Annotated in this window: 14 protein-coding genes; 10 read left to right on the top strand and 4 right to left on the bottom strand. The window is 62.4% G+C overall.

What is annotated here, in order from left to right; genetic code table 11:
* Positions 1 to 187: 187 nt before the first annotated feature.
* The 10 genes from IAG25_RS02905 to IAG25_RS02860 all read left to right on the top strand — a co-directional run bounded on the left by IAG25_RS02905 (position 188) and on the right by IAG25_RS02860 (position 12586).
* The gene (locus IAG25_RS02905; protein WP_187603431.1) at positions 188 to 1405 is read left to right on the top strand and encodes a GGDEF domain-containing protein; all 1218 of its coding nucleotides are present in this window, start codon (positions 188 to 190) and stop codon (positions 1403 to 1405) included.
* 229 nt (positions 1406 to 1634) lie between these two features.
* Positions 1635 to 2324, top strand: a complete 690-nt coding sequence (locus IAG25_RS02900; protein ID WP_187603430.1) for a TetR/AcrR family transcriptional regulator — start codon at positions 1635 to 1637, stop codon at positions 2322 to 2324.
* Between the two features lie 642 nt (positions 2325 to 2966).
* Entirely contained in the window at positions 2967 to 5030 is a 2064-nt protein-coding gene (locus IAG25_RS02895) for a hydantoinase/oxoprolinase family protein (RefSeq protein ID WP_187603429.1), read from the top strand.
* A gap of 9 nt (positions 5031 to 5039) precedes the next feature.
* The gene (locus IAG25_RS02890) at positions 5040 to 6827 is read left to right on the top strand and encodes a hydantoinase B/oxoprolinase family protein (protein WP_187603428.1); all 1788 of its coding nucleotides are present in this window, start codon (positions 5040 to 5042) and stop codon (positions 6825 to 6827) included.
* A complete protein-coding gene (locus tag IAG25_RS02885) occupies positions 6820 to 8580 on the top strand; it encodes a hydantoinase B/oxoprolinase family protein (protein ID WP_187603427.1) in 1761 nt (586 codons plus the stop codon). The genes IAG25_RS02890 and IAG25_RS02885 overlap by 8 nt, the downstream gene beginning before the upstream one ends.
* Before the next feature lie 146 nt (positions 8581 to 8726).
* Positions 8727 to 9089 (top strand): RidA family protein, encoded by a 363-nt coding sequence (locus tag IAG25_RS02880; protein WP_222946344.1) that lies wholly within the window; start codon positions 8727 to 8729, stop codon positions 9087 to 9089.
* Positions 9086 to 9931 (top strand): alpha/beta fold hydrolase, encoded by an 846-nt coding sequence (locus IAG25_RS02875; RefSeq protein WP_187603425.1) that lies wholly within the window; start codon positions 9086 to 9088, stop codon positions 9929 to 9931. Before IAG25_RS02880 ends, IAG25_RS02875 begins: the two co-directional genes overlap by 4 nt.
* 43 nt (positions 9932 to 9974) lie before the next feature.
* Positions 9975 to 10934 carry a PDR/VanB family oxidoreductase gene (locus IAG25_RS02870; protein ID WP_187603424.1) on the top strand — a complete coding sequence of 320 codons (960 nt, stop codon included), beginning with the start codon at positions 9975 to 9977 and terminating at the stop codon, positions 10932 to 10934.
* 51 nt (positions 10935 to 10985) lie between these two features.
* Positions 10986 to 12002, top strand: coding sequence for an aromatic ring-hydroxylating oxygenase subunit alpha (locus IAG25_RS02865; protein ID WP_222946343.1), 1017 nt, complete (start codon positions 10986 to 10988; stop codon positions 12000 to 12002).
* 50 nt (positions 12003 to 12052) lie between these two features.
* A complete protein-coding gene (locus IAG25_RS02860) occupies positions 12053 to 12586 on the top strand; it encodes a DUF1097 domain-containing protein (RefSeq protein WP_187603422.1) in 534 nt (177 codons plus the stop codon).
* Positions 12587 to 12669: 83 nt separating this feature from the next.
* On the opposite strand, the gene IAG25_RS02855 is transcribed toward IAG25_RS02860, so the two are convergent.
* From IAG25_RS02855 to IAG25_RS02840, 4 genes are all read right to left on the bottom strand, one after another.
* Positions 12670 to 13665 (bottom strand): WD40/YVTN/BNR-like repeat-containing protein, encoded by a 996-nt coding sequence (locus IAG25_RS02855; RefSeq protein WP_187603421.1) that lies wholly within the window; start codon positions 13663 to 13665, stop codon positions 12670 to 12672.
* Between the two features lie 12 nt (positions 13666 to 13677).
* Positions 13678 to 16038 (bottom strand): efflux RND transporter permease subunit, encoded by a 2361-nt coding sequence (locus IAG25_RS02850; RefSeq protein ID WP_187603420.1) that lies wholly within the window; start codon positions 16036 to 16038, stop codon positions 13678 to 13680.
* A 67-nt stretch (positions 16039 to 16105) separates the two neighbouring features.
* Positions 16106 to 17923: a DUF1302 domain-containing protein gene (locus tag IAG25_RS02845; protein WP_187603419.1), complete on the bottom strand. Its 1818-nt coding sequence runs from the start codon at positions 17921 to 17923 to the stop codon at positions 16106 to 16108.
* 115 nt (positions 17924 to 18038) lie between these two features.
* Complete coding sequence (locus tag IAG25_RS02840) at positions 18039 to 19418, bottom strand: DUF1329 domain-containing protein (protein ID WP_187603418.1); 1380 nt, start codon at positions 19416 to 19418, stop codon at positions 18039 to 18041.
* Between the last annotated feature and the right edge of the window lie 800 nt (positions 19419 to 20218).

Genomic DNA, 20218 nt, shown 5'->3' with positions numbered 1-20218 from the left:
GTCCAAGGGATCCTCTTCGGACGTCGGCAGAGGTCGACCTTGTGCAAAGCGACTGCTCCGACGGTCATGGCTAAATGAATCGAAAAAAGACAATGCAATCAGACCTGCTCGCCTCAATTTTCTGATTTTCCCGCCGTAAACGAGTCATGTTAGATCGTCTTTGGCTGGGAGAAAGCTTAACGAGCGCATGCGTGTCGACCTCATCACCCTTTACCTTTTAGCAATCGGAACGCTACTCGCCAGCAGCGCCTTGACGCTCTGGGAACGCCGGTCGTATCCACGGCGCAGGCGCGAACTTGGCGTGCTCGCAGCAGGCTACGCTACGCTCGCGTTCGGCTGCGCCACCGCCGCGATTCGGCATAACGTTCCGGGCCTTTCGGGCGTCGTGGGCTCCGCGCTGGCGAATCTCATCATCGTCGGCGGGTATCTGCTGAACCTGCAAGGCGTCGCGCTTCTGAACGGACGCCGCTACGGCCGGATCTCAGTCACCATTTTGTCGATGCTCGCGCTCGCCTGGGCCATCGCGGGCGAGCGCGGCGAAGCGGTGATGTGGGCGTATCTCAGCGCCATCCCCATCTCCGTGGTGTGCGGGCTAACCGCGCGCGAACTCCTCGGCACACGGGATTCGAAATGGAGGCAGTCGCGCAACATCGCCGTGGCCGTAACGGGCGGTCACGCGCTCTTCTACGCGTTCAGGGCGACCATTCTGCCGTGGCTGGCGGCATCGTTCGGACCGCACTTGCTGGCGATCGTCGGCCAGGCGACGATGTACGAAGGGGTGCTCTATTCGGTCATCCTGCCGATGACGCTTTTGCGCCTCGCGCGCGACGAAGCCCACGCCGATCTGCGACGCGAATCGCAGACCGATTACCTCACTGGTTTGGGCAACCGCCGATGGTTCTTCGAAGAAGGCGCACGCGCCATCCGCGAAAGCAACGCCTTTCCGCCGGCGTCCTGTCTCGCACTCGACCTCGACCACTTCAAGGCGATCAATGACCGCTTCGGTCACGAAGCCGGCGATGAAGTGCTGAAGTCGTTCGCCAGGATTCTCAGCAGCGTGCTCGGACGCGATGTGATCCTGGCGCGCATCGGTGGTGAAGAGTTTGCCGCGCTGTTGCCGGGGCACGAAAGCGCCCGCGCGAAAGACCTGGCCGAAGCCGTTGTGCGCCGATTCGCACAGACGGTCACGCGCACGGCGGGCGGTGTGGAGATCGCGGCGACGGTGAGCATCGGCATGGCGCGCTTCGGGACCGAAGAAGACACGCTGGCAAAGGTTCTCGCGGCCGCGGATCGCGCGCTCTATAGCGCAAAATCGCGCGGTGGCAATCGGCTTGAGATCGCGCGAGGCGCAACGACCCGCACGAATCTCGACGATGCTCCGGACCGCCGCGTGACGGTCCTCTGAGCTTGCTTTCCGGAGTTAACCAGCACCAGCGGCACGCACGCTGCGCCGCGTCGGCTCGTCTGATAATAGGTAATAGAACCTATTTCCCCGCTCTGACATGCTAATATCCAAGACGTGGCATAGTTGCATCGCATGCAACTGTCCGGGAAAAGTGAACGGACGCCGCGCGATAAGCGCAAATTCCCACCGATACCGCGAAGACGAGAAATTTCGATACTGGAACTTCCTGATGAAAACGATGGCGATCAAAATCACTTCGGCGGACATTCTAGGTAAAGAACGGGACAAGCCCGCCGCGAAGAAAGTGAGATTGCGCGGCAACAAGGCGAGCCGCATTCCTGAAATCCTCGAAGCGTCAATTGAAATTTTCGCATCCGAAGGCTACGCGGGCTACAGCGCGAACCGCGTCGCCCAGGCCGTCGGGTTACGGCTGAGCACCCTCCAGCACTACTTCGGCACGCGGGACCAACTGCTACATGCGACGATCCGCGAATCGTACAGCCGCTATATCGAGCGCTATTCGAAGCTGAGCAGGAACAAGCTTCGCACGCCCGAAGCGCGTCTCGATGCAATGATCGACGATTTTTTCGACGACGTTCTGGTCGATGCGGCCCAGCCGAAGTCCAGCGTGGCAGCCTTCTGCCTCGACATCTGGACGCTGGCGGAGCGCGACAAAGGCGTAAGCGAACTCGTCGTGGAGGGGAACAAGCAACTCTGCCAGATCTGGATCGACCTCATCGCGGCAATCAATCCGAACCTGTCAGCCGAGGAATGCACCATGCGCGGCACGCTGATCATGGCCCATGTGCAGGGACTCATCGTATTCTGCCGACGCAGCGGACCGGGCGTGCCCGAGCGTGACGCGCTGCGACGCGCGACAAAGGGCGTCTGGAGAGCGCTGAGCAACGCCTCGACCTGACCTGCATGTCGTATGTCGGCGACCCGCCGTCGCCCCGTCGTCACAAAGGCGTCTTCATCGCATAGTCGAACCAAAGCCCGCGCGCCTGGGCCTCCCTCCTTACAGCCGCTCGTCACAATGATCGCCCGCCATGCGGCGCTATCGACTCCTTTTTGCCGATACGCCGATCTACGCGCGTCCTGTCGCATTCCCCATTTCGATCCGAATATGCACCTTAATCGGTCGACGTACCTATTGATTAGAAAAGTCAGGGTATGTCCTAGCCTTTGGGAACGCGGACAAACAGCCGATCTATCTTGATTTGCTGGTTAAACTACCTATACTTTATATGTAGTGTTACCTATAAAGTGATTGACGTAGGAACGACATCGAGACTGCCGGTCGCGTTCGGTATGGCGACGGCGTCACGATGGCTCGCGAGAAAACCCGCGCCCATGAGCTTTTTCCGGCGCATCGAAATCATTTGCATGTGGCTTTGCAAGGTGGCAGATCGGCTCGATCGTTCCTGATTCACATCGGGACGTCGTGCGGCGCTGTCGAACTGTGCGGTCGTCCGATGAACGCGACACGTTCCGAGGACGAAATCCGGCATGAGCGCGGGCATTAGAGACAGCCCGCGCATGTTGATAAGGGAGAGCGTTCGTGGGTTACGAAATTGGCATCGACGTCGGCGGGACATTTACAGATTTCGTTGTCCGAAATGGAGGTGAAACGTTCAGCGGCAAGACGCTGACCACACCTTCCGATGAGGCAACCGGCATTCTCAATGCAGTGGCCATGATGGCCGAGCATTTTCGCACCGACGTGCAGACGCTGTTCCGCGAGACGAGTTCCTTCGTTCTCGGAACAACGGTCGTCACCAACGCCATCCTGGAGTATGCGGGGGCCAACACCGGGATGATCACGACGAAGGGCTTTCGCGACATCATCGAACTGCGCACCGGCTTCAAGGAAGATCATTTCGACATCCGTCTGCCAGCGCCTTTTCCGATCGTGCCGCGGCAGAAGCGCAAGGGCGTGACCGAGCGGATCGATAGCGAAGGCAAGATCGTTTTCCATCTCGACGAAGCTGAAGTGCGCGAGGCGGCGCGCGAACTCAAAAAGCTCGGCGTCGAATCGGTGGCGATCTGCTTTCTGTTTTCGTTCCAGAATGCCGTCCATGAAATTCGCGCGCGCGAGATCGTTCGCGAAGAGTTGCCGGACGCGCACATTTCCATCTCGTCCGAAGTGCTGCCGCAAGTGCGCGAGTTCGAGCGCTTCAGCACCACGCTGCTCAACGCCTATCTGAGCCCGAAACTCAGCAACTATCTGCGCAGACTGGAAGCGCGCCTCGTCGAGAGCGGCTTCGGCGGCAAGCTGTTCATCAAGCTCTCGAACGGCGGCGTGATGGATCTCGCCTACTGCACGGAACGCGGCGTCGAACTGATCCAGTCGGGACCTTCCGGCGGCGTGACGGCGGCGATCGCGGTGGGCGAGTGGTCGGGGTTCAAGGACATCATCGCGGTCGACATGGGCGGCACGAGCTACGACGTCTGCCTCATCAACGACGGTGCGCCGGACGTCGGTGTCGATTCGTGGGTCAATCGCTATCGCGTTGCCGCGCCGATGATCGACATCCACTCGATCGGCACGGGCGGCGGTTCGATCGCCTGGATCGACGAGGGCGGCGCCTTGCGCGTGGGCCCGCGCAGCGCGAGTTCCAACCCCGGCCCTGCCTGCTATGGGCGCGGCGGCAAGGAGCCGACCGTCACCGATGCCAATCTGATTCTCGGCTACCTGAATCCGGGTGCCATCGGCGGCGGAAAGATCGCGCTCGATATCGAGGCGGCACGCGAAGCTGTCCGCACACGCATCGCCGAGCCGCTGGGCATCTCGGTGGAAGAGGCGGCGAGCGGCATCTTCCGCATCTCCAACGGTGCGATGACCAATGCGGTGCGCTACGTGTCGGTGTCGCGCGGACGCGATCCGCGTGACTTCGCGCTGATGGCCTTCGGCGGCGCCGGGCCGATCCACATGGGCGTGCAGGCGAAGGATCTCGGCATCAAGACGGTGCTCGTGCCGAAGAACGCCGGGGTGTTCTGCGCGCTCGGCTGCCTTATATCGGACTTCAAGATTTCGAAGGTCAAGAGTTACATCTCGCGTATCGGCCAGGTGGATCTCGATGTGCTCAACGGCATCTTCGAGGATATCGAGCGTGAACCGGAAGCGCTTCTCGCTTCGGCGCACGGTGTGATCGAAGTCGTTGCACAACGCTCGATCGACATGCGCTATGTCGGCCAGACGCACGAAGTGACCGTGCCGATCCGCTCGCGCACGAAGCGCGTGTCGGATCTCACGCTCAAGAAGACGTTGCAGGACTTCCACGATCTGCACGCGAAGCTGTACTCGTTCAAGCGGCCGGAACAGCCGGTCGAAATTCTGAGTGTGCGCTCCGACCTCATCGGCACGCGCGACACGATGAAGTACCGCAGCCAGCCGTTCGGTTCGGAGAAGCCCGATCAGGCGCGCAAGGGCACGCGCTCGGCGAGCTTCGAAGGTCTCGGCTATCTGGACGTGCCGGTGTACGACGGCACGAAAGTGACACCCGGCAACATCATCGCGGGACCGTCGATCATCGAGGAACCCGCGACGACGATCGTCATCTATCCCGGCCAGGAAGCGGTGCTCGACCACTACCAGACCTACGTCATCGAAAGCCTGGACTAAGGGGAAGCCATGACGATGCCACCCAGACAGGACGTTGTTTCCGCCGCGATCTTGCGCAGCAAGTTCGAGGCTGTCGTCGCCGAGATGGAAGCGACGCTGGCCAACACGGCGTACTCGCCGACCATCGGCGTATCGCGCCGGTGCGCGACCGCGTTGTTCACCGAAGAAGGGCAACTGATCGCGGTCAGCAATCCGCTCTACATGTATCCGATGGCGATGACGGCCGCCACCGTGATCGACTATTTCCAGTACGACCTGTCCGCCGAAGACATGCTGCTGACGAACGATCCCTACGGCGGCGGCGCGGGACTGCAAACCTTCACGCTGGTTGCGCCCGTCGCATACGGCGATTCCATCACGCTGTACGTCGCGGTGTGCGGTCACACGGAGGATTTCGCGGGCAACGTGCGCGGCAATCTCGACCCGGGCGCGACCGAGCTATGGGCGGAAGCCGCGCGCTGCACGCCGGTGCGGCTCGTGCGGGAAGGCAAGCTGCGCCGCGACCTGCTGCAAACCCTGTCGCTCAACAGCCGCAATCCGGTGGCGTTCGGACTGGACATCGAAGCGATGATGGCGGCAGCCGAGATCGGCCGGGCGCGCCTCGGCGGCCTGCTCGACAGCTATGGCCGCGAGCCGTTGCTCGCGGCGGTCGATTGGGTGCTGGACTATTCGGAGCGGCGCATGCGCGCGCTGATCGAACAGCTTCCGCCCGGCCGTCATGAAGGCCGGGGCGTGCTGGCACACGACGCCCACGGCAACCGCGACGCAACCGTGCGGGTGGCGCTGAGCGCAATCGACGGCACGGTGACGATCGACTTCTCCGGCACCGACGCGCAGTCGCCGGGTTTCGTCAACGCGAGCCGGTCCGTGAGTTCGACGTTTGCCGTCCTGCCGCTCATCGTGGCCTTTGGCGGCGAAGTGCCGTGCAATGCCGGATCGATGCGATGCGTGAACGTGATCGCGCCGGAGGGAACGCTCGTGAATCCGCGCTACCCGGCGCCGACGGGATGGGGCTTGCAGCATGCCGGCTGCGAGATCGCGGAGGCCGTGAGCGCCGCGATCGATCTCGCGCTGCCGGGACGCGGCGGACGCGTCACGTCGAACGCGATGCTGCTGTTCTCCATCCATCATCTCGCCCGTCACGGCCGCACCGTCGAGCAGGCGGAAATGTTCGACTTCTCCAACTTCGCGCTGGGCGACACCGACGCCACCGCCGAACACGACGGCTGGGGCTTGCCCGGTATCGCGGCGCGGGTGCCGCTGCCTTCGGTCGAACTGTACGAAGCCGGGCGAGGCGGACGCGTCGAGCAATTCGAATACGCGACCGATTCCGGCGGTCCCGGCACGCAGCGGGGAAGTCCGGGAACGCGCGCGGTCATCTCGCTTCCGCGTCCGCCGGCCGGTGAACTGCGGCTGACCGCCGTCGTCGTTCCGCGTTCGGGGAGCGGGCTCGCGCCGCATGGCGGGCAGGCGGGAAGCGGCAATGCAATCGAGATTCGCAGCATCGGCGAAAAGGAGCTGGACGTCCTCGATGTCCTCACCGGCTGGCCGTTGCGGGACGAGGCGACGATCACGGTCGTCATGGGCGGCGGGAGCGGCTGGGGCGACCCGTATGCGCGAGCGCCCGAGCAGGTGCTGACCGATGTCGTCGACGGGCTCGTGAGCGTCGAGGCCGCGCACCAGCGCTATGGCGTGGCGATCGACCCCGAATCGCTGACGCTCGATCATTCCGCCACCGAGCTCATCCGCGGCGTACACGCAGCACTCACTGAAACCCGGGAGCGCGAACATGGTTGACAGGATCACCGCCGAGATCGTCCGGCAATATCTGGAGACGGTCTCCGAAGAGATCAGCAAGACGATGGAAAACACATCGGTCTCGCCGGCCTTCTCCGAAGCGCACGACTATTCGACCGGCATTTTCTATGCACGCGGCACGCAGGTCGATCTGCTCGCGCGCGCCAATTCGCAACCGGTCCACATCTACGCTTCGCTGACCTCGGTCGAGGCGATGCTGCGCGAGTTCAAGTACAACCTGAACGAAGGCGACATGATCATCGCGACCGATCCGTATTTCGGGGGGAGTCATCTTCCCGACTGGACGGTGATGAAGCCGATCTTCTACAACAACAAGCCGGTCTTCTTTCCGGCGGTGCGCGCGCACTTCATGGAGATCGGCGGACCGGTGCCGGGCGGCTACAACTCGAAGGCCAGCGAGATCTGGCAGGAAGGTTTCCGCCTCGCGCCGATGAAGATCTGCGAGAAGGGCGAGATGCGGCGTGACGTCGTCGATCTGCTGCGCGCGAACAATCGCTTGCCCGACGCGATGATGGGCGATCTGAACGCGATGATCGGTTCGTGCAAGGTCGGCGAAGACCGGATCCTGCGGCTCATCGAAAAATACGGTCTCGAAACGATCATCGATACGATCGGCTACCTGCTCGACTACAGCGAGAAGCAGGTACGTTCCGTGATCGCGGCATGGCCCGACGGCGTGTATCGCGGCCAGAGCATTCTCGATCATGACTTCGGCGGCGGCGAGGACATCAACGTCGACGTGGCGATCACCGTGGAAGGCGACACCTGCTCGGTCGATCTGACGGGTACGCACGAACAGACGCAGGGCTTCATCAATAGCGCGCCCGGCAACAGCCTGTCGTGGGTCTATACCGAATTCTCGGTAGCGATGGCGGGGATTCCCGTGAACTCGGGATTCTTCCGGCCGATCAAGGTCCATCTGCCGAAAGGCACCGTGGTGAATCCGTATTCGCCGGCGCCGGTCGGCAACTCGACGCTGTGCATCGGCAACGACATCGGCCAGGCGACGATGAAAGCGCTGGAGAAGGTCGTGCCGGAGCGCACCGGCTCGGCGTTCATCGACCTGACCATCGATGTGATCTTCGGCCTCAACAAGCGCTACGACAGCGAGCTTTACATCAGCTTCGACTATTCGGCCGCGCCCGTGTCGAGCGGCGGCGCGTATGGCGCCGACGGATGGGGCGGCTATGCGGCGCCTCACGGATCGCTGCGGATTCCGTCGTTCGAGCTGATGGAGGTGCTGTTCCCTTTTCTCTATTTGCAGAACGAGTACGGCATCGACACCGCCGCGCCCGGCCGCTGGCGCGGCTCTCCGGCGCACCTGATGCAGCGGCGCGCCACCACGGATGCGGTCGGCAATCACTTCCAGGTCCAGCATTCGCGCTATCCGCTCAAAGGCTTCGCGGGCGGCGGCGACAGTGTCGGCAATCTCGTCGTGCTCGACTACACGGGGCCCAACGAAGAGCCGGTGTACATCGCGCGGGAGAGCTATTTCCAGCAGCCCGGCGAGATCGTGTTCGCGCGCAAGCAAGGCGGCGGCGGCTGGGGCGATCCGCTCGAGCGCGACCCGGAGCTGGTCCTGCGCGACGTGCTCGACGAATACGTTTCGCCCAACAGTGCATTCGAGGACTACGGCGTCGTGATCGTCGAGATGGACGCGCCGCGTGTCGATCTTGCCGAGACGCAAGCGCTGCGGGCGCGGCTGCGGGCCGCGGTGCCCGCCGCCGGATAGCACGCGCGCCCGGCAGGCGACGACCCACTCCGAAACGGCTGCCGCGCGCGCCCCGCCGCAGCGGCAGCGATGTACGCATTCCAAGGGAAAAAATGTTCAACAACCATATCGTTTCTATCCGGCCCGAATGGGATTGGGAGCACGCCATGCCGCCCGCACCCGCCGTTCGGGGAGGCAACACGGTGTATCTGTCCGGGCAGATCGCGCTCGGATCGGACGGGAAGCTCGTGGGAGAGGGCGACCTGGCCGCGCAGGCGCATCAGTGCTTCGCCAATATCCGGGCCATCCTGCAACGCGCGGGCGGCAAGATGACCGACATCGTCAAGCTGACTACCTATTTCGCCTGCGAACTCACCGAGAACGTCACCGCCGAATACTGGGCCGTTCGCCAGCAACACTTCGGTGCGTACAAGCCCGCGAGCACCGGCGTGCAGGTGGATGCGCTGATCTATCCGAACGTCCTGATCGAGATCGAGGCGATCGCGGTGTTGCCGGACCAGCTCAAATGAACAGCTCGACCGGTTATTACCGCCGCGGTGGCGTGCGGCTCGCATACGAGCGCGCCGGCGCCGGACCGCTCGCCGTGTTTCTGCACGGCGTCGGCGGGAATCGTTCCAACTGGCGAGGCGAACTCGAGCGGCTGGGCGGTGCGTATTGCTGCGTCGCATGGGACGCCCGCGGCTATGGCGACAGCGACGACCCCGGCGAGACACTCGTCTTCGACGATTTCGCACTCGACCTCGAAGCCTTGCTCGACCATCTCGGCGCAGAGCGTGCGCACGTGGTCGGTCTGTCGATGGGCGGCTTCATCGCGCAGAGCTTCTATATGCGTTGTCCGCAGCGCGTCGCGACGCTCACGCTCGCGGCGACGAGCGCTGGCGCGAATCTGCTCACCGCGGCGGAACGCGAGGACTTCCTCGCGAAGCGGCTCAGACCGCTGGAGGCGGGCCATTCGATTGCCGATATCGCGCCGGGTCTCGTCGACGTGCTGGCCGGCAAAAGAGCCGATGCCGCGATTCGCGAGCGGCTGCGCCTGTCGCTCACCGCATTGCGGCCGGAATCGTACAAGCAGGCGCTGCGCGCGCTCGTCACGACCGATTTTCGTCAGGCGCTGCCGTCCATCGAGGTGGGAACGCTCGTCGTCACAGGAGACGATGACCGGGTGTTCGCGCTGTCGGAAAGCGAGTACCTCGCGCAGCACATCGCCGGAAGCAGGCTGACGGTCATCGAGGGCGCGGGCCATCTTTGCAACATCGAAGCGCCCGAGGAGTTCGCGGCTGCGCTATCCGCGTTCCTGTCGAGCGAGCGCAACTCAGGGGCTTCGATCGTCGGCCCGGAGAGCTGGACGTAGCAAAAGCGGAACGGCGCCGCGATCGAATCCGAGGATGTGAGTCATGAACGACAGGATGGAGCTAAGAGTCAGGCGCGTCATCGACGAAGCCGACGGGATTCGTTCGTTCGAGCTGGTGCGGCCCGATGGCGGCCCGTTGGCTTCGTTCGAGGCAGGGGCTCATATCGACGTGTATCTGCCGAACGGAGCAGTGCGGCAGTATTCGCTGCTGAACGACGATGCAGATCGTGACCGGTACGTGATCGCCGTGCTGAGAGTCGCCGATGGCCGGGGCGGTTCGGCGTTCATGCACGACGTAGTGGAGGCCGGCAGCCGCCTCGCGGTCGGAGAGCCGCGCAACGCATTCGCGCTCGCGGATGTCGATGCGCCGGCGGTGCTGGTCGCGGGCGGCATCGGCGTGACGCCGCTCCTCGCGATGGCGCGGCGTCTGTCACGCGACGGCCGCCCGTTTGCGATGCATTTCGCCACGCGCTCGCTTGCGCGAACGCCCTTTCGCGACGAACTGAAGCATGCCGCGTTCGAGCAGCAAGTAAACCTCTATCTCGACGACGGGCCGCCTTATCAGCGCTTCGACGCGGGGCGGCTCACGCAAGGCATTCCCTCGGGCGCGCACGTGTACCTGTGCGGACCGACGGGCTTCATGAAGGCCGTGTCCGCGTCGGTGGGCGAGCGTCATGACGTAACGCTGCACACCGAATATTTCGCCGCGCCCGTCGCACCGGAACCGAAGGCGGCGAGCTTCGACCTGGTACTGGCGCGCAGCAAGGTCGAGACAACCGTGCCGGCCGATCGCAGCATCGTCGAAGTGCTTCGGGAGCATGGCGTCGAGCCGCCACTGAATTGCGAACAGGGAATCTGCGGCACCTGCCGGACGACCGTGCTCGGTGGCGACATCGAACATCGCGACTACTGCCTCTCGCCAGGGGAACGGGCATGCGGCGACAGAATGATGATCTGCGTGTCGCGAGGCAAGCCCGGCACAACACTCACGCTGGATCTATAAGGAGTCGAGACAATGTTCCTCCCGGTCAACAATACTCAGACCAGGCCGGCGATGCCGTCGAACACAGGCTTCAGCGAATCCGACTGGAACGTGCTGTCGGCGTTCTGGCATCCGGTCGCGCATTCGTCGGCAGTGACGGACAAGCCGGCCGGCGTGCGCCTGCTCGACGTGCCCGTGGTCCTTTACCGAACGCCGGATGGCGTGAAGGCGGCGCGGGACGTATGCAGTCATCGCGGCGGGAAGTTGAGCCTCGGCTCGATCAAGGACGGCGTGCTCGTGTGCGGCTTCCACGGCTTTCACTACGACTGCGCGGGCGTGTGCGTGCGGATTCCTGCGCTGCCCGCCGGTTCTCCGGTGCCGGGCAAGCTGCGGTTGCAGACGTACTTGTGCACGGAGCGTTATGGCTTCGTCTGGGTATGCCTCGCGTCGACGCCACGCGCCGGCCTGCCCGAATGGCCCGCCGTCGAAAACGGCAGCGGCACCGTGGCGGTGGTGCCGCCGAGCACGTGGCAGTCGTCGGCGGCACGGCATGTCGAGAACTTCAACGACATCTGCCATGTGCCGTGGGTGCACACGGGCACCTTCGGCGGACCCGAAGAGGTCATCGCACCGTACGACGTCTCGATATCGGAGACGCGGCTTTCCTTCCAGGCCGACATCACCGAACAGGTGCGCTATGCCGACAGCTCGAACCCCGATGCCGCACCGGTTTATCGGCACGCTGTCTACTCCTACGAACTGACGCTGCCGTTTGCATCGTCGGTCAAGGTCTTCGATCCGAAGACCGGGCACGTCTACCGGATTTACGACATCGCATCGCCGGTCAGCGCGAGCTCGACGCGGATCTTCCAGATCGTGGTGGATGAAAGCCGCCTCACGCCGGCAGAAGCGCTGATCGACTTCACGATGCGGATCAATGCGGAAGATGCGCCGCAAGTGGAAGCGCAGTCTCCCAATCAGTTGCCGCTCGATTTGCGCGATGAAATCCATATTCCCGCGGATCGCATGTCGATCGAGTATCGGCGGGCGCTGGCAAGGCTCGGGCTCGGCGAGCAGGCTGTCTCGTGAGTTGCGGGACGAAGACGGGTGGTTCTATCCATGACAGTTGGAGAATGACGATGAACGAGGATCAGATGAGTCAGGCGGCTCCGGCCGAAGCGTCAGCCACACGGTCCAATGCGGCGCGCGGCGGACAGTTCGCCGTGACCGTCGTATTCGTGTCGCTGGTCGCCGCGCTGGCGGCGCAGGCGAGCGCGATCTTGTCATTGCCCGTCTGGATGATGTTCATCGGCTGGACGGCGTTCGGCTCGGGACGCGGCAACGTGCGTGCCGGGGCGGTGGCGGTTTGCTGCCTGTTGATCGGCTATCTGCTGGGCATGGCGGGGCTTGTCGGAGTCGGTCATCTCGCGCCCGTGCTCGGGGCCTTTGCGCTGCCGGTCGTCGTGTTCCTGCTGGTGGTCGTCGCGATGCTTGCGCAACTCACGCTGCTCAACAGCATCGTGGGCTATTTTCTCGGGATGACCGCTTACTTCGCAAGCGGACTCAGCCCGGATGCCATGGCGTTCGTCAGCCTTGCGACGGCCGGGTTTATCGGCGCTGCCGCGGGCTGGGTGCTCATCGCGGGTCCGCGCCTCGTGAGCCGGACGCGATAGGTGCCGATACCGGCGAATCACCGGAGCTTCTGCGCTCTTCGGTGAATATCCGCCGCGCTCAAGCACGAGCGCGGCGGACAAGTCTATCTGACAGGTCCATTCTTGGAAAACCAGACCGGTTTCGAACCCGATGCAGCCGCCACGGCGGTCAGTGCGGCGCGATCGGCGCGTTGCACGCCCTGGAATGACACGCCGCCGTCGTGGCTCGTGTATTCATCTCCATCGAGACCAGCGGCGACAATGTCACCGTTTTCGAGCTGCTCGATATCGGTGATCGATCCTTGCAGCGGTGTCGCCGCGCGCTGCCAATGCTCGCCGTCATCCGTGCTCCGGTAGACCGTGCCGCGCAAACCCGCGACGATCGCCGTGCCGTCCCTGGTGACCGCGCCGGTCCAGAACGATCCCGTGTAGCCGGTGTTCAGGTAGTGCCACGACGCGCCGCCATCGGCGGAGCGCAGGACGCGCCCCTGTTCAGCCGCGATGAAGAGCGTGCCTCGCGCGTTCGCGAAGATGTGATACAGGTTCGTGTCGGCCTTCTTCGATTCCGGAGGAGGCGGAACCTTGATCTCGGACCAGGTGTTGCCCCCGTCGATGGTGTGCAGCAGCAACGACCAGAGGCCCACGGCGAATCCTTCGCGCGCATTCCTGAAGTACACGGAGAAGAGCGGCCGGTCGCTCGCGACGTCGGAGCGCTCGAGCGCCCAGGTTTCTCCGCCGTCGACCGTCTTCAGGATGGTGCCCCAGTGACCCACGGCCCAGCCGGTACGATCGTCGACGAACGTGACCGACGTGAGCGTCGAGCGCGCACGTACCGAGCGCGCCTGCCGAAACGTGGCGCCATCGTCGTCGGACAGCAGCACCACGCCGAAATCACCCACCGCGACGATGCGCTTGCCGGCGCGCGTGGCCGCGAGGATCTGCGTTCGTGTCGCGGTCGTCAGTTGCTCGGCGGGCTGGACGCGCAGTTGAGGGCCGCCCTGGTCCGTGCCGGCGGTTGCTGCGGCCACTGTCGCGAGCGCCGGAAAAGCCGACGCAATACAGCACGCCGCGAACCTCTTGCCGAAAGGGAATCTCTTCACGTTCGCCTCCTGTCAATGACTGAATACGCTGGGCGGCCGAACCGGCTTGCGGCGCGGACACAGCCTGTCCAGCACGACAGCGAGTGCCGGTAACGCGGTCATCGCCATGACCAGATTGACGATGAACATGAAGGCGAGCAGCTTGCCCATGTCGGCCTGAAACTTGAGCGCGGAGAAGCTCCACGTCGCGACGCCGATGGCGAGCGTGATGGCCGTGAATATCGTCGCCATTCCCACTTCGAGAATGGAATGTTCGAGCGCCCGGACGATCTCCTCGCCGGCGCCGAGATGAGCCTGCAGCCGGTTATAGATATAGAACGCGTAATCCACGCCGATACCGACCGCCAGCACCATCACGGGCAAGGTCGCCACGGTCAGGCCGATCTCGAACTTCTTCATGAACCAGTAGCCGATGAAGGTTCCCACCGTGAGCGGCAGACAGCACGCGATGACCGCGCGCAGGTCGCGATACGCGAAGAACACGAGCAGGACGATCGCCGCGTAGACATACAGCATCATGGGCAGCTCGCTTTTCTCGACTTCGTCGTCGATTGCCGCCAGCAAGCCGGCGTTGCCGGCGGCGAGCCGCACCTTGATGCCGGGCGTCGGATGACTGTCGCGATACTTCACGACGGCCGCGATAACGGCGTTGATGGTGGTGGCCTTGTGGTCGCTGAGATACGCATGGATGGCCGTCATGCTGCAATCCTTGTTCAGATAGCCGCGCACGCGCCCGATCTCGGCGGAGAGCCCCGCGTAGTTCACCGGGTCGATCGGCACGACGCTCATGCGCGGATTGCCCTCGTTATAACCTTCGTTGTACTGCCGGAGCATCGCCGGGTAGGACGCAACCGACACCACGCCCGGTACGCGTCTGAGGGAATCGGCGAGCTGATCGTCGAAGGTCCCGACGGCGGGGTTGTCGCACGAGTCGGCCGGGGCCTCCACGGCGACGGATAACCAGTCGAGCCCGACGTCGAAGCCGCTCGCGATCGCCACCGCATCGCGGTTGAAGCGCGACTCGGGACGCAGTTCTGGCGCGCCGGGCTGAAGCGTCCCGACGACGCGGTCGCGGCTTTCCCAGACCGCCGTCGCAAACAGGGCGCCGACCGCCACCAGCACGATCACCGCATTGCGCGGTTCTGCCACGCGCGCCAGGGTGCGCAGCCACCCGACGCGCTGCTCGCGCTTCTTCATCACCTTGGCGGCGTAATCGCGCGAAAAGGTGAAGTACGACGCGACGAGCGGCAGCATGACGAGATTGGTGACGATCTTGAAGCCCACGCCGAGCGAGGCGGTGATCGCGAGTTCGCGAATCATCGGAATGGGTATGCGCAGCAGCGTGACGAACGAGACGAGCGCGGTGAGGAGGGCAAGCGTGCCGGGAACGAACAGGCCCGAAAAGCTGAGCCTGGCCGCCTCCATCGACGACTTGCCGTGACCGAGTTCGCGGGTCATGTAGTTGATCTGCTGCACGCCGTGCGATACGCCGATCGCGAAGACGAGAAAGGGAACGAGCACGCCGAGCGGATCCAGTCCATAGCCCAGCAAGCGCAGCGCGCCGAACTGCCAGACGAGCGAGGTGAGCGAACACATGACAGGAAGAATCGTGAAGCGCACCGAATGGCAATACCAGTAGACCGCGAGCGCGGTCAGAAGGAGCGCCACTCCGCAGAACACCAGCACCGAACTCGCGCCGTCGGCGATATCGCCGATCTGCTTGGCAAAGCCGATGATCTGTATTTCATAGTCGCCGTCCTCGTAGGGCTGGCGCAGCAGCTTTTCCAGCATGTGGTTGTACGCCACATAGTCGATCTTCTTGCCATCCGCGCCCGTTTCATTGATCTCCGCGGTGATCATCGCGGCGGTCTGGTCGCGTGAGACGAGAGACCCTATAAAGCCGCCGTCCGACGTGGAGCGCCGGATGTTCGCGACATCGTCAGGAGTCAGCGTATCGTCGGTGAGGGTGCCGGAGATGATCGGCTGACTGCGGAAGCCTTCCTCGGTGATTTCGTTGACGAACGAGTTGGGCGTCCAGAGCGACTGGACGCCCAGACGATCGACGTTGGGCAGCAGGATCACCGCCTGCGTGACCTTGTAAAGGCGCGTCAGCGCAGCCTTGGTCCAGATTGTTCCGTGACGCGCCTTGACCACCACGGTCAGACGATTCGCGCCGAAGAGTTCGTTGCGATATTGCTGGAAGGTCTTGACGTATTCGTGCCCCACGGGAATCTGCTTTTCGAACCCCGCGTCCATCCTGAGTTGGACCGCGAACCATCCCATGGTTGCCGTCAGCAGCGCAAGGGCCAGCAACACGACGAAGCGATGGCGAAAAAGCTGGTTCTCCAGGTGACCGATCAACCTGTTTAGCATGAGACGTCCTCATTTATTTGGACTGGGCGGTGCATCCGGGCGCGGAGTCCGGATGCACACGAAACGCCTAGAAATTGCGAGTCGCGAAAAGGCCGACGAAATTGCGATCGGCATACGGCTGCGAAAGCGAGTTGCCGCCGAAGAATGCCGTGAAGTTGATGCCGCCTTGCCACGTCGTCGGGTTATGGTTGAAGAGCACATAGACGTTGACCGATTTCGCGCCCTGCATGTAGTTCGCTTGCAGCGTCGGCGTGTAGCCCGTGAGCGCGTCATAGAACGTGATGCCCGGCGTGACCTGCCAGCCGGGGACCAGCGTGCCGTCATAGGTCCAGTTGAAATCGACCGTCAAGCCGACGGAATTCGACGTGCCTTTACCCGCGGCGATCGGATAGCCAAGACCGGAACTGTTGTTCAGCCACGGTAGATATCCCGCGTCCGCCAGCTGATAGACGGTCTTCCCGTTCACCGTGCGAAAGTATTGGGAGTCGGAGCTGAGGCCGGGGTACTTGATCCAGGTCAGTTCGGCCGTGAAGAGCGCCATATCCGCTTTCATGAGGTTCAGTATCGGATAGGTGGACCGCGTGAGACTCAACTGGGCGTTGATGTCGAACTGCAGTTTCTTGGCGTCCATGTAAGCCTTGCAGTCGACACCGCCGAAGTTGGTGTTCGCGTCGGCCGGGCCGCCCGCCGCATAGCAGCCCGAGAGAGTGACGGCATCACGCGGGCGGTAGGACAACTCCGTTCCGATCGACCAGTCGCCCAGCGAGAAATTACTGCTGACACCAAAGAGCTGCCGGTTCGTCTGGTTGTCCCAGCGTGTACCGCCGTTGGCGAGATACGTCAGCACCGGCGACTTGTCGGTATAGTTTATGTAGTAGAAGGCGAAGCTCGCGTCGATGGCCGGCGGCTTGTAACCCAGCTTCACGCCGAACTGCGGTTTGTTGCCCGGAAGATAGACGTTCGAAGGCGAACCCAGCGAGTTGAACGGCGGCCCCGCGTACATACCGTTGACGAGATTCTGGTTGACACCATTTAGGAATGCAGAATTCTTGGCCCCGACGCCCGCGATGGTCGCGGCGTCGTATCCACTGACGTTGAAGTTCTTCGTGTTGAGCGAGAATGGCTGAGCGCCGCGCCCAAAAACGTCGGTGACCGACCAGTACGAGCCGACTGGAGGAAAGCGGTTGCCGTTCCAGAACGCCTGATAGTAGGCCTCGGTCGAGAACCCGGCGGGCAGGCCCGTGGCGAAACTGATCATCGGCGCGGGGAGAATGGCCTGCTTCAGTTGCGTGCCCGGAACGAGGAGCTTCTGGATGTCGAGCGAGTTCGTCGCGTTGATGCCGCCCGGCGCGAAGTAGCTCTCGCCCCAGTTGATGACCTGATTGCCGACTCGAATGTGTGCGGTCTGGTCGGCGATCGTGAAGTCCTTCTGGACCCACAGGTCGAGCAGTTGCGCGTCACGCACGACCTGGTTCTGCGCCGCCTGGCTCAACTCGGTGCGCTGGGTGTTGGCGGCCATGAAGTCGTACATTGCCGTGCCGCGGATCATGGCCTTCCAGCCATCGGCGGGCATCGTGAGGAGCAGTTCGCTCGTCACGCTGAACGAGGTGGTAAAAGGCTTGCCCTTTTTATAGTTGAGATCGCCGTCATCGCCGTTGGCCCACTGCGCGGTGTTCGCGCCCGCGCCGCAACCGTTCGCGGTCGGGTCGCCCGTCAATGAGCAACTGGGGTTCTTGGTGCGAATCCCCATGCCGGCCGTCAGGTTCGTTACCCATGAAGCGTGCATATCCTTGATGCCGGTATCGAACTCGTATGCTTGGGCCGCGTCGGACGCGCAAGCGCCGCATACGACGGAGAGCAATGCCTTTGTTGCAAGCCGTGCCATGTCTGCCTCCTGGGCTGATGTCGTGAGCGGCGATACGCGTGACGCAGCACGGCACGACGCTCCGTGGCGTCGTACCGTGCGTTTCTGTCGCCGGGTTGTGGGAAGTTCGGGCGGTTTATCGACTGCTGATCGCGCTCAGGTTTTCGCCGGTGTAGTAGCTGCTGGTGAATCGCGGCTCTGTCGCGCCGGGAGAGTAGAACTTGAGGTCCTTGCCGGTGCCGATGACGGTCATATCGAAGATATAGCGGCCGCTGATCAGGTCGGTGTAGCTGGCGCCGGCAAGCGAGCAGGCGCCGATTTCCCATTCGGGAGCGATGTAGTTTTCCTTGACCTTCCAGATCTTCCCTTGGGCGTCGAAATCGTCGCCGATGGCGACGAGCCAGCTATCTTCGTCGACATAGAGCGTCTTGGTCGGCGTCGTATGGCGGAAGCCGGCCTTGACGGTGCCCTGGATTTCCCAGACTCGATGCAATTCATAGCGTCTCAACGCGGGATTCACGAGATCCGGTTGTGTCGCATCGCTCAGCTTGCTGTTGAATCGTTGCATCGCAAGCTCGTTGTACGGGATGTAGATTTCCTTCTTGCCGACGAGCTTCCAGTCGAAACGATCCGGATTGCCCGTAAAGACGTAGTTCATATCATAGGGGTACTGATTGTCATACCCGATGGCAGGCGCGTCGTAGGCGTATGCGGGCAGACGGCGGACGCGCCGCTGGCCGGTGAAATAGTAGAAGGAGTCGGTGTCTTTCTTGTAGTAGTAGCGCTGCACGATGCCTTGTCCTGCAAGCGCCGCCGGTTCCGAATAGCCGTAGAAAATGCCCGTGTGCAGGCCTTGCTCGTCCTCCGGCGTGTGCTGCCCCTTCTTCGCCCACGGGTAGTACGTCTGCTGGTTCCAGCGCACGATAATGGGCGCCGCGCCAGGGCGTGGCGACACATAGGTGTACCCGTCCGGCCACTCCACGCCGACGCCCTGATACCGCATCATCCAGTTCCACATCACTTGTATGCCGGTTGTCGGGACCGGAAACGGCACGCCCGGCAGGGTGGCGTTCTCGAGAGACCATCCGTCCTTCGCAATGGAGGACTTCAGTATTCCGTCTTTCGTGTTCTGCGCGACGAAATCGGGCACGCTGCATTCACGATGAGTCGGATACACCGGCATCGTGTAGCCCTTGACTTGCTTGATCAGGGCGATCTGGCCCGCCGAGAGGTTGTTCGCGTACTTGTCGACATTCGAGGCGTCGATGATGAACGAGGCCTTCTCATCCTTGTACTTCCAGAAGTCTTCGCGGACCTTGCCGTATGACCAGTCTCCCGTCGGCTTGCTCGGACCGGTGAAGGCAGGAATGGCGTTGTCCTTGCTGGCGCCCTTTTCCGCGCCGACCGGAGTCAGGTCATTGCCTAGCCGGTCAGCATCGGCCTGCGTCGCCGGGTACGACGCATTGGAAAGCGTGCCCAGGACTGCGAGGGCGATGACAGCTTGACTGAAATTCACGGTGTTGACTCCTCGTGTAACAGGACTTGGAATTGCGTCTGACCAAAGCAAAATCCGACACAATCGATGCGGGTGATCATAGTGCGTGGTTTCGTCGAGAACGAGTTACCGGGCAATGCGGACTTTTCTAGTTATCGAATCGAGCATCGAATAAAAATTCGGATAACGAAATATATCTGTCGAAATGAAACAGTCCATTACGGCTGCCTCGGCATGTATCAAACGTCGAGACTGACGACTCTTCCGCGGAAAGCGATCATCCGATCCCGGACCGAGCGGCTGTCATGAATTTCTTTTCGAGTGGGCTGTCATGGAAAGCGACGGTAACCATGCATATTTCCGGCGTCAACAAATTTATAGGTCACATTGAAGATATATTGTAGGTATCTCGGCCTATAAAGCAAGACGTTCGGGTCGTAGGAGAGCTACAAAAAGCGTGGGACATACCCTTAGTAATAAGATTAATAGGTATGTATACCGATAAGAGAGCATGGGCTAGATACTTGGTTCGCTCGCCTCGGTCACCGTGGGCCGTGCTTATCCGCGATCAACGCCAAGCCTTTGGAGGGTCTGTGCGGGGCGAGTCATCGGCGCGCTGGCCACGCGTTCTCATGTAAGTCTTCAGCGGCTTCGGCGGGTCAGGCCACCGTCAACTGAAATCCAGGCTGGCGTTCTTTGTAAGGGATACTGTACCTCTCATACTTCGTCTCAACTATCTAATTTATGGCGACACTGGAACTTTGTTCCTGCCGCATAAGCAAAAGGGAAGTATTCATATTGACGCTATGCACAGCGTTAAT

Origin of the sequence: Caballeronia sp. EK (genome assembly GCF_014384845.1) — a bacterium.
Taxonomy (GTDB): Bacteria; Pseudomonadota; Gammaproteobacteria; order Burkholderiales; family Burkholderiaceae; genus Caballeronia; species Caballeronia jiangsuensis.
This window is presented reverse-complemented; position numbering and strand designations above follow the sequence as displayed.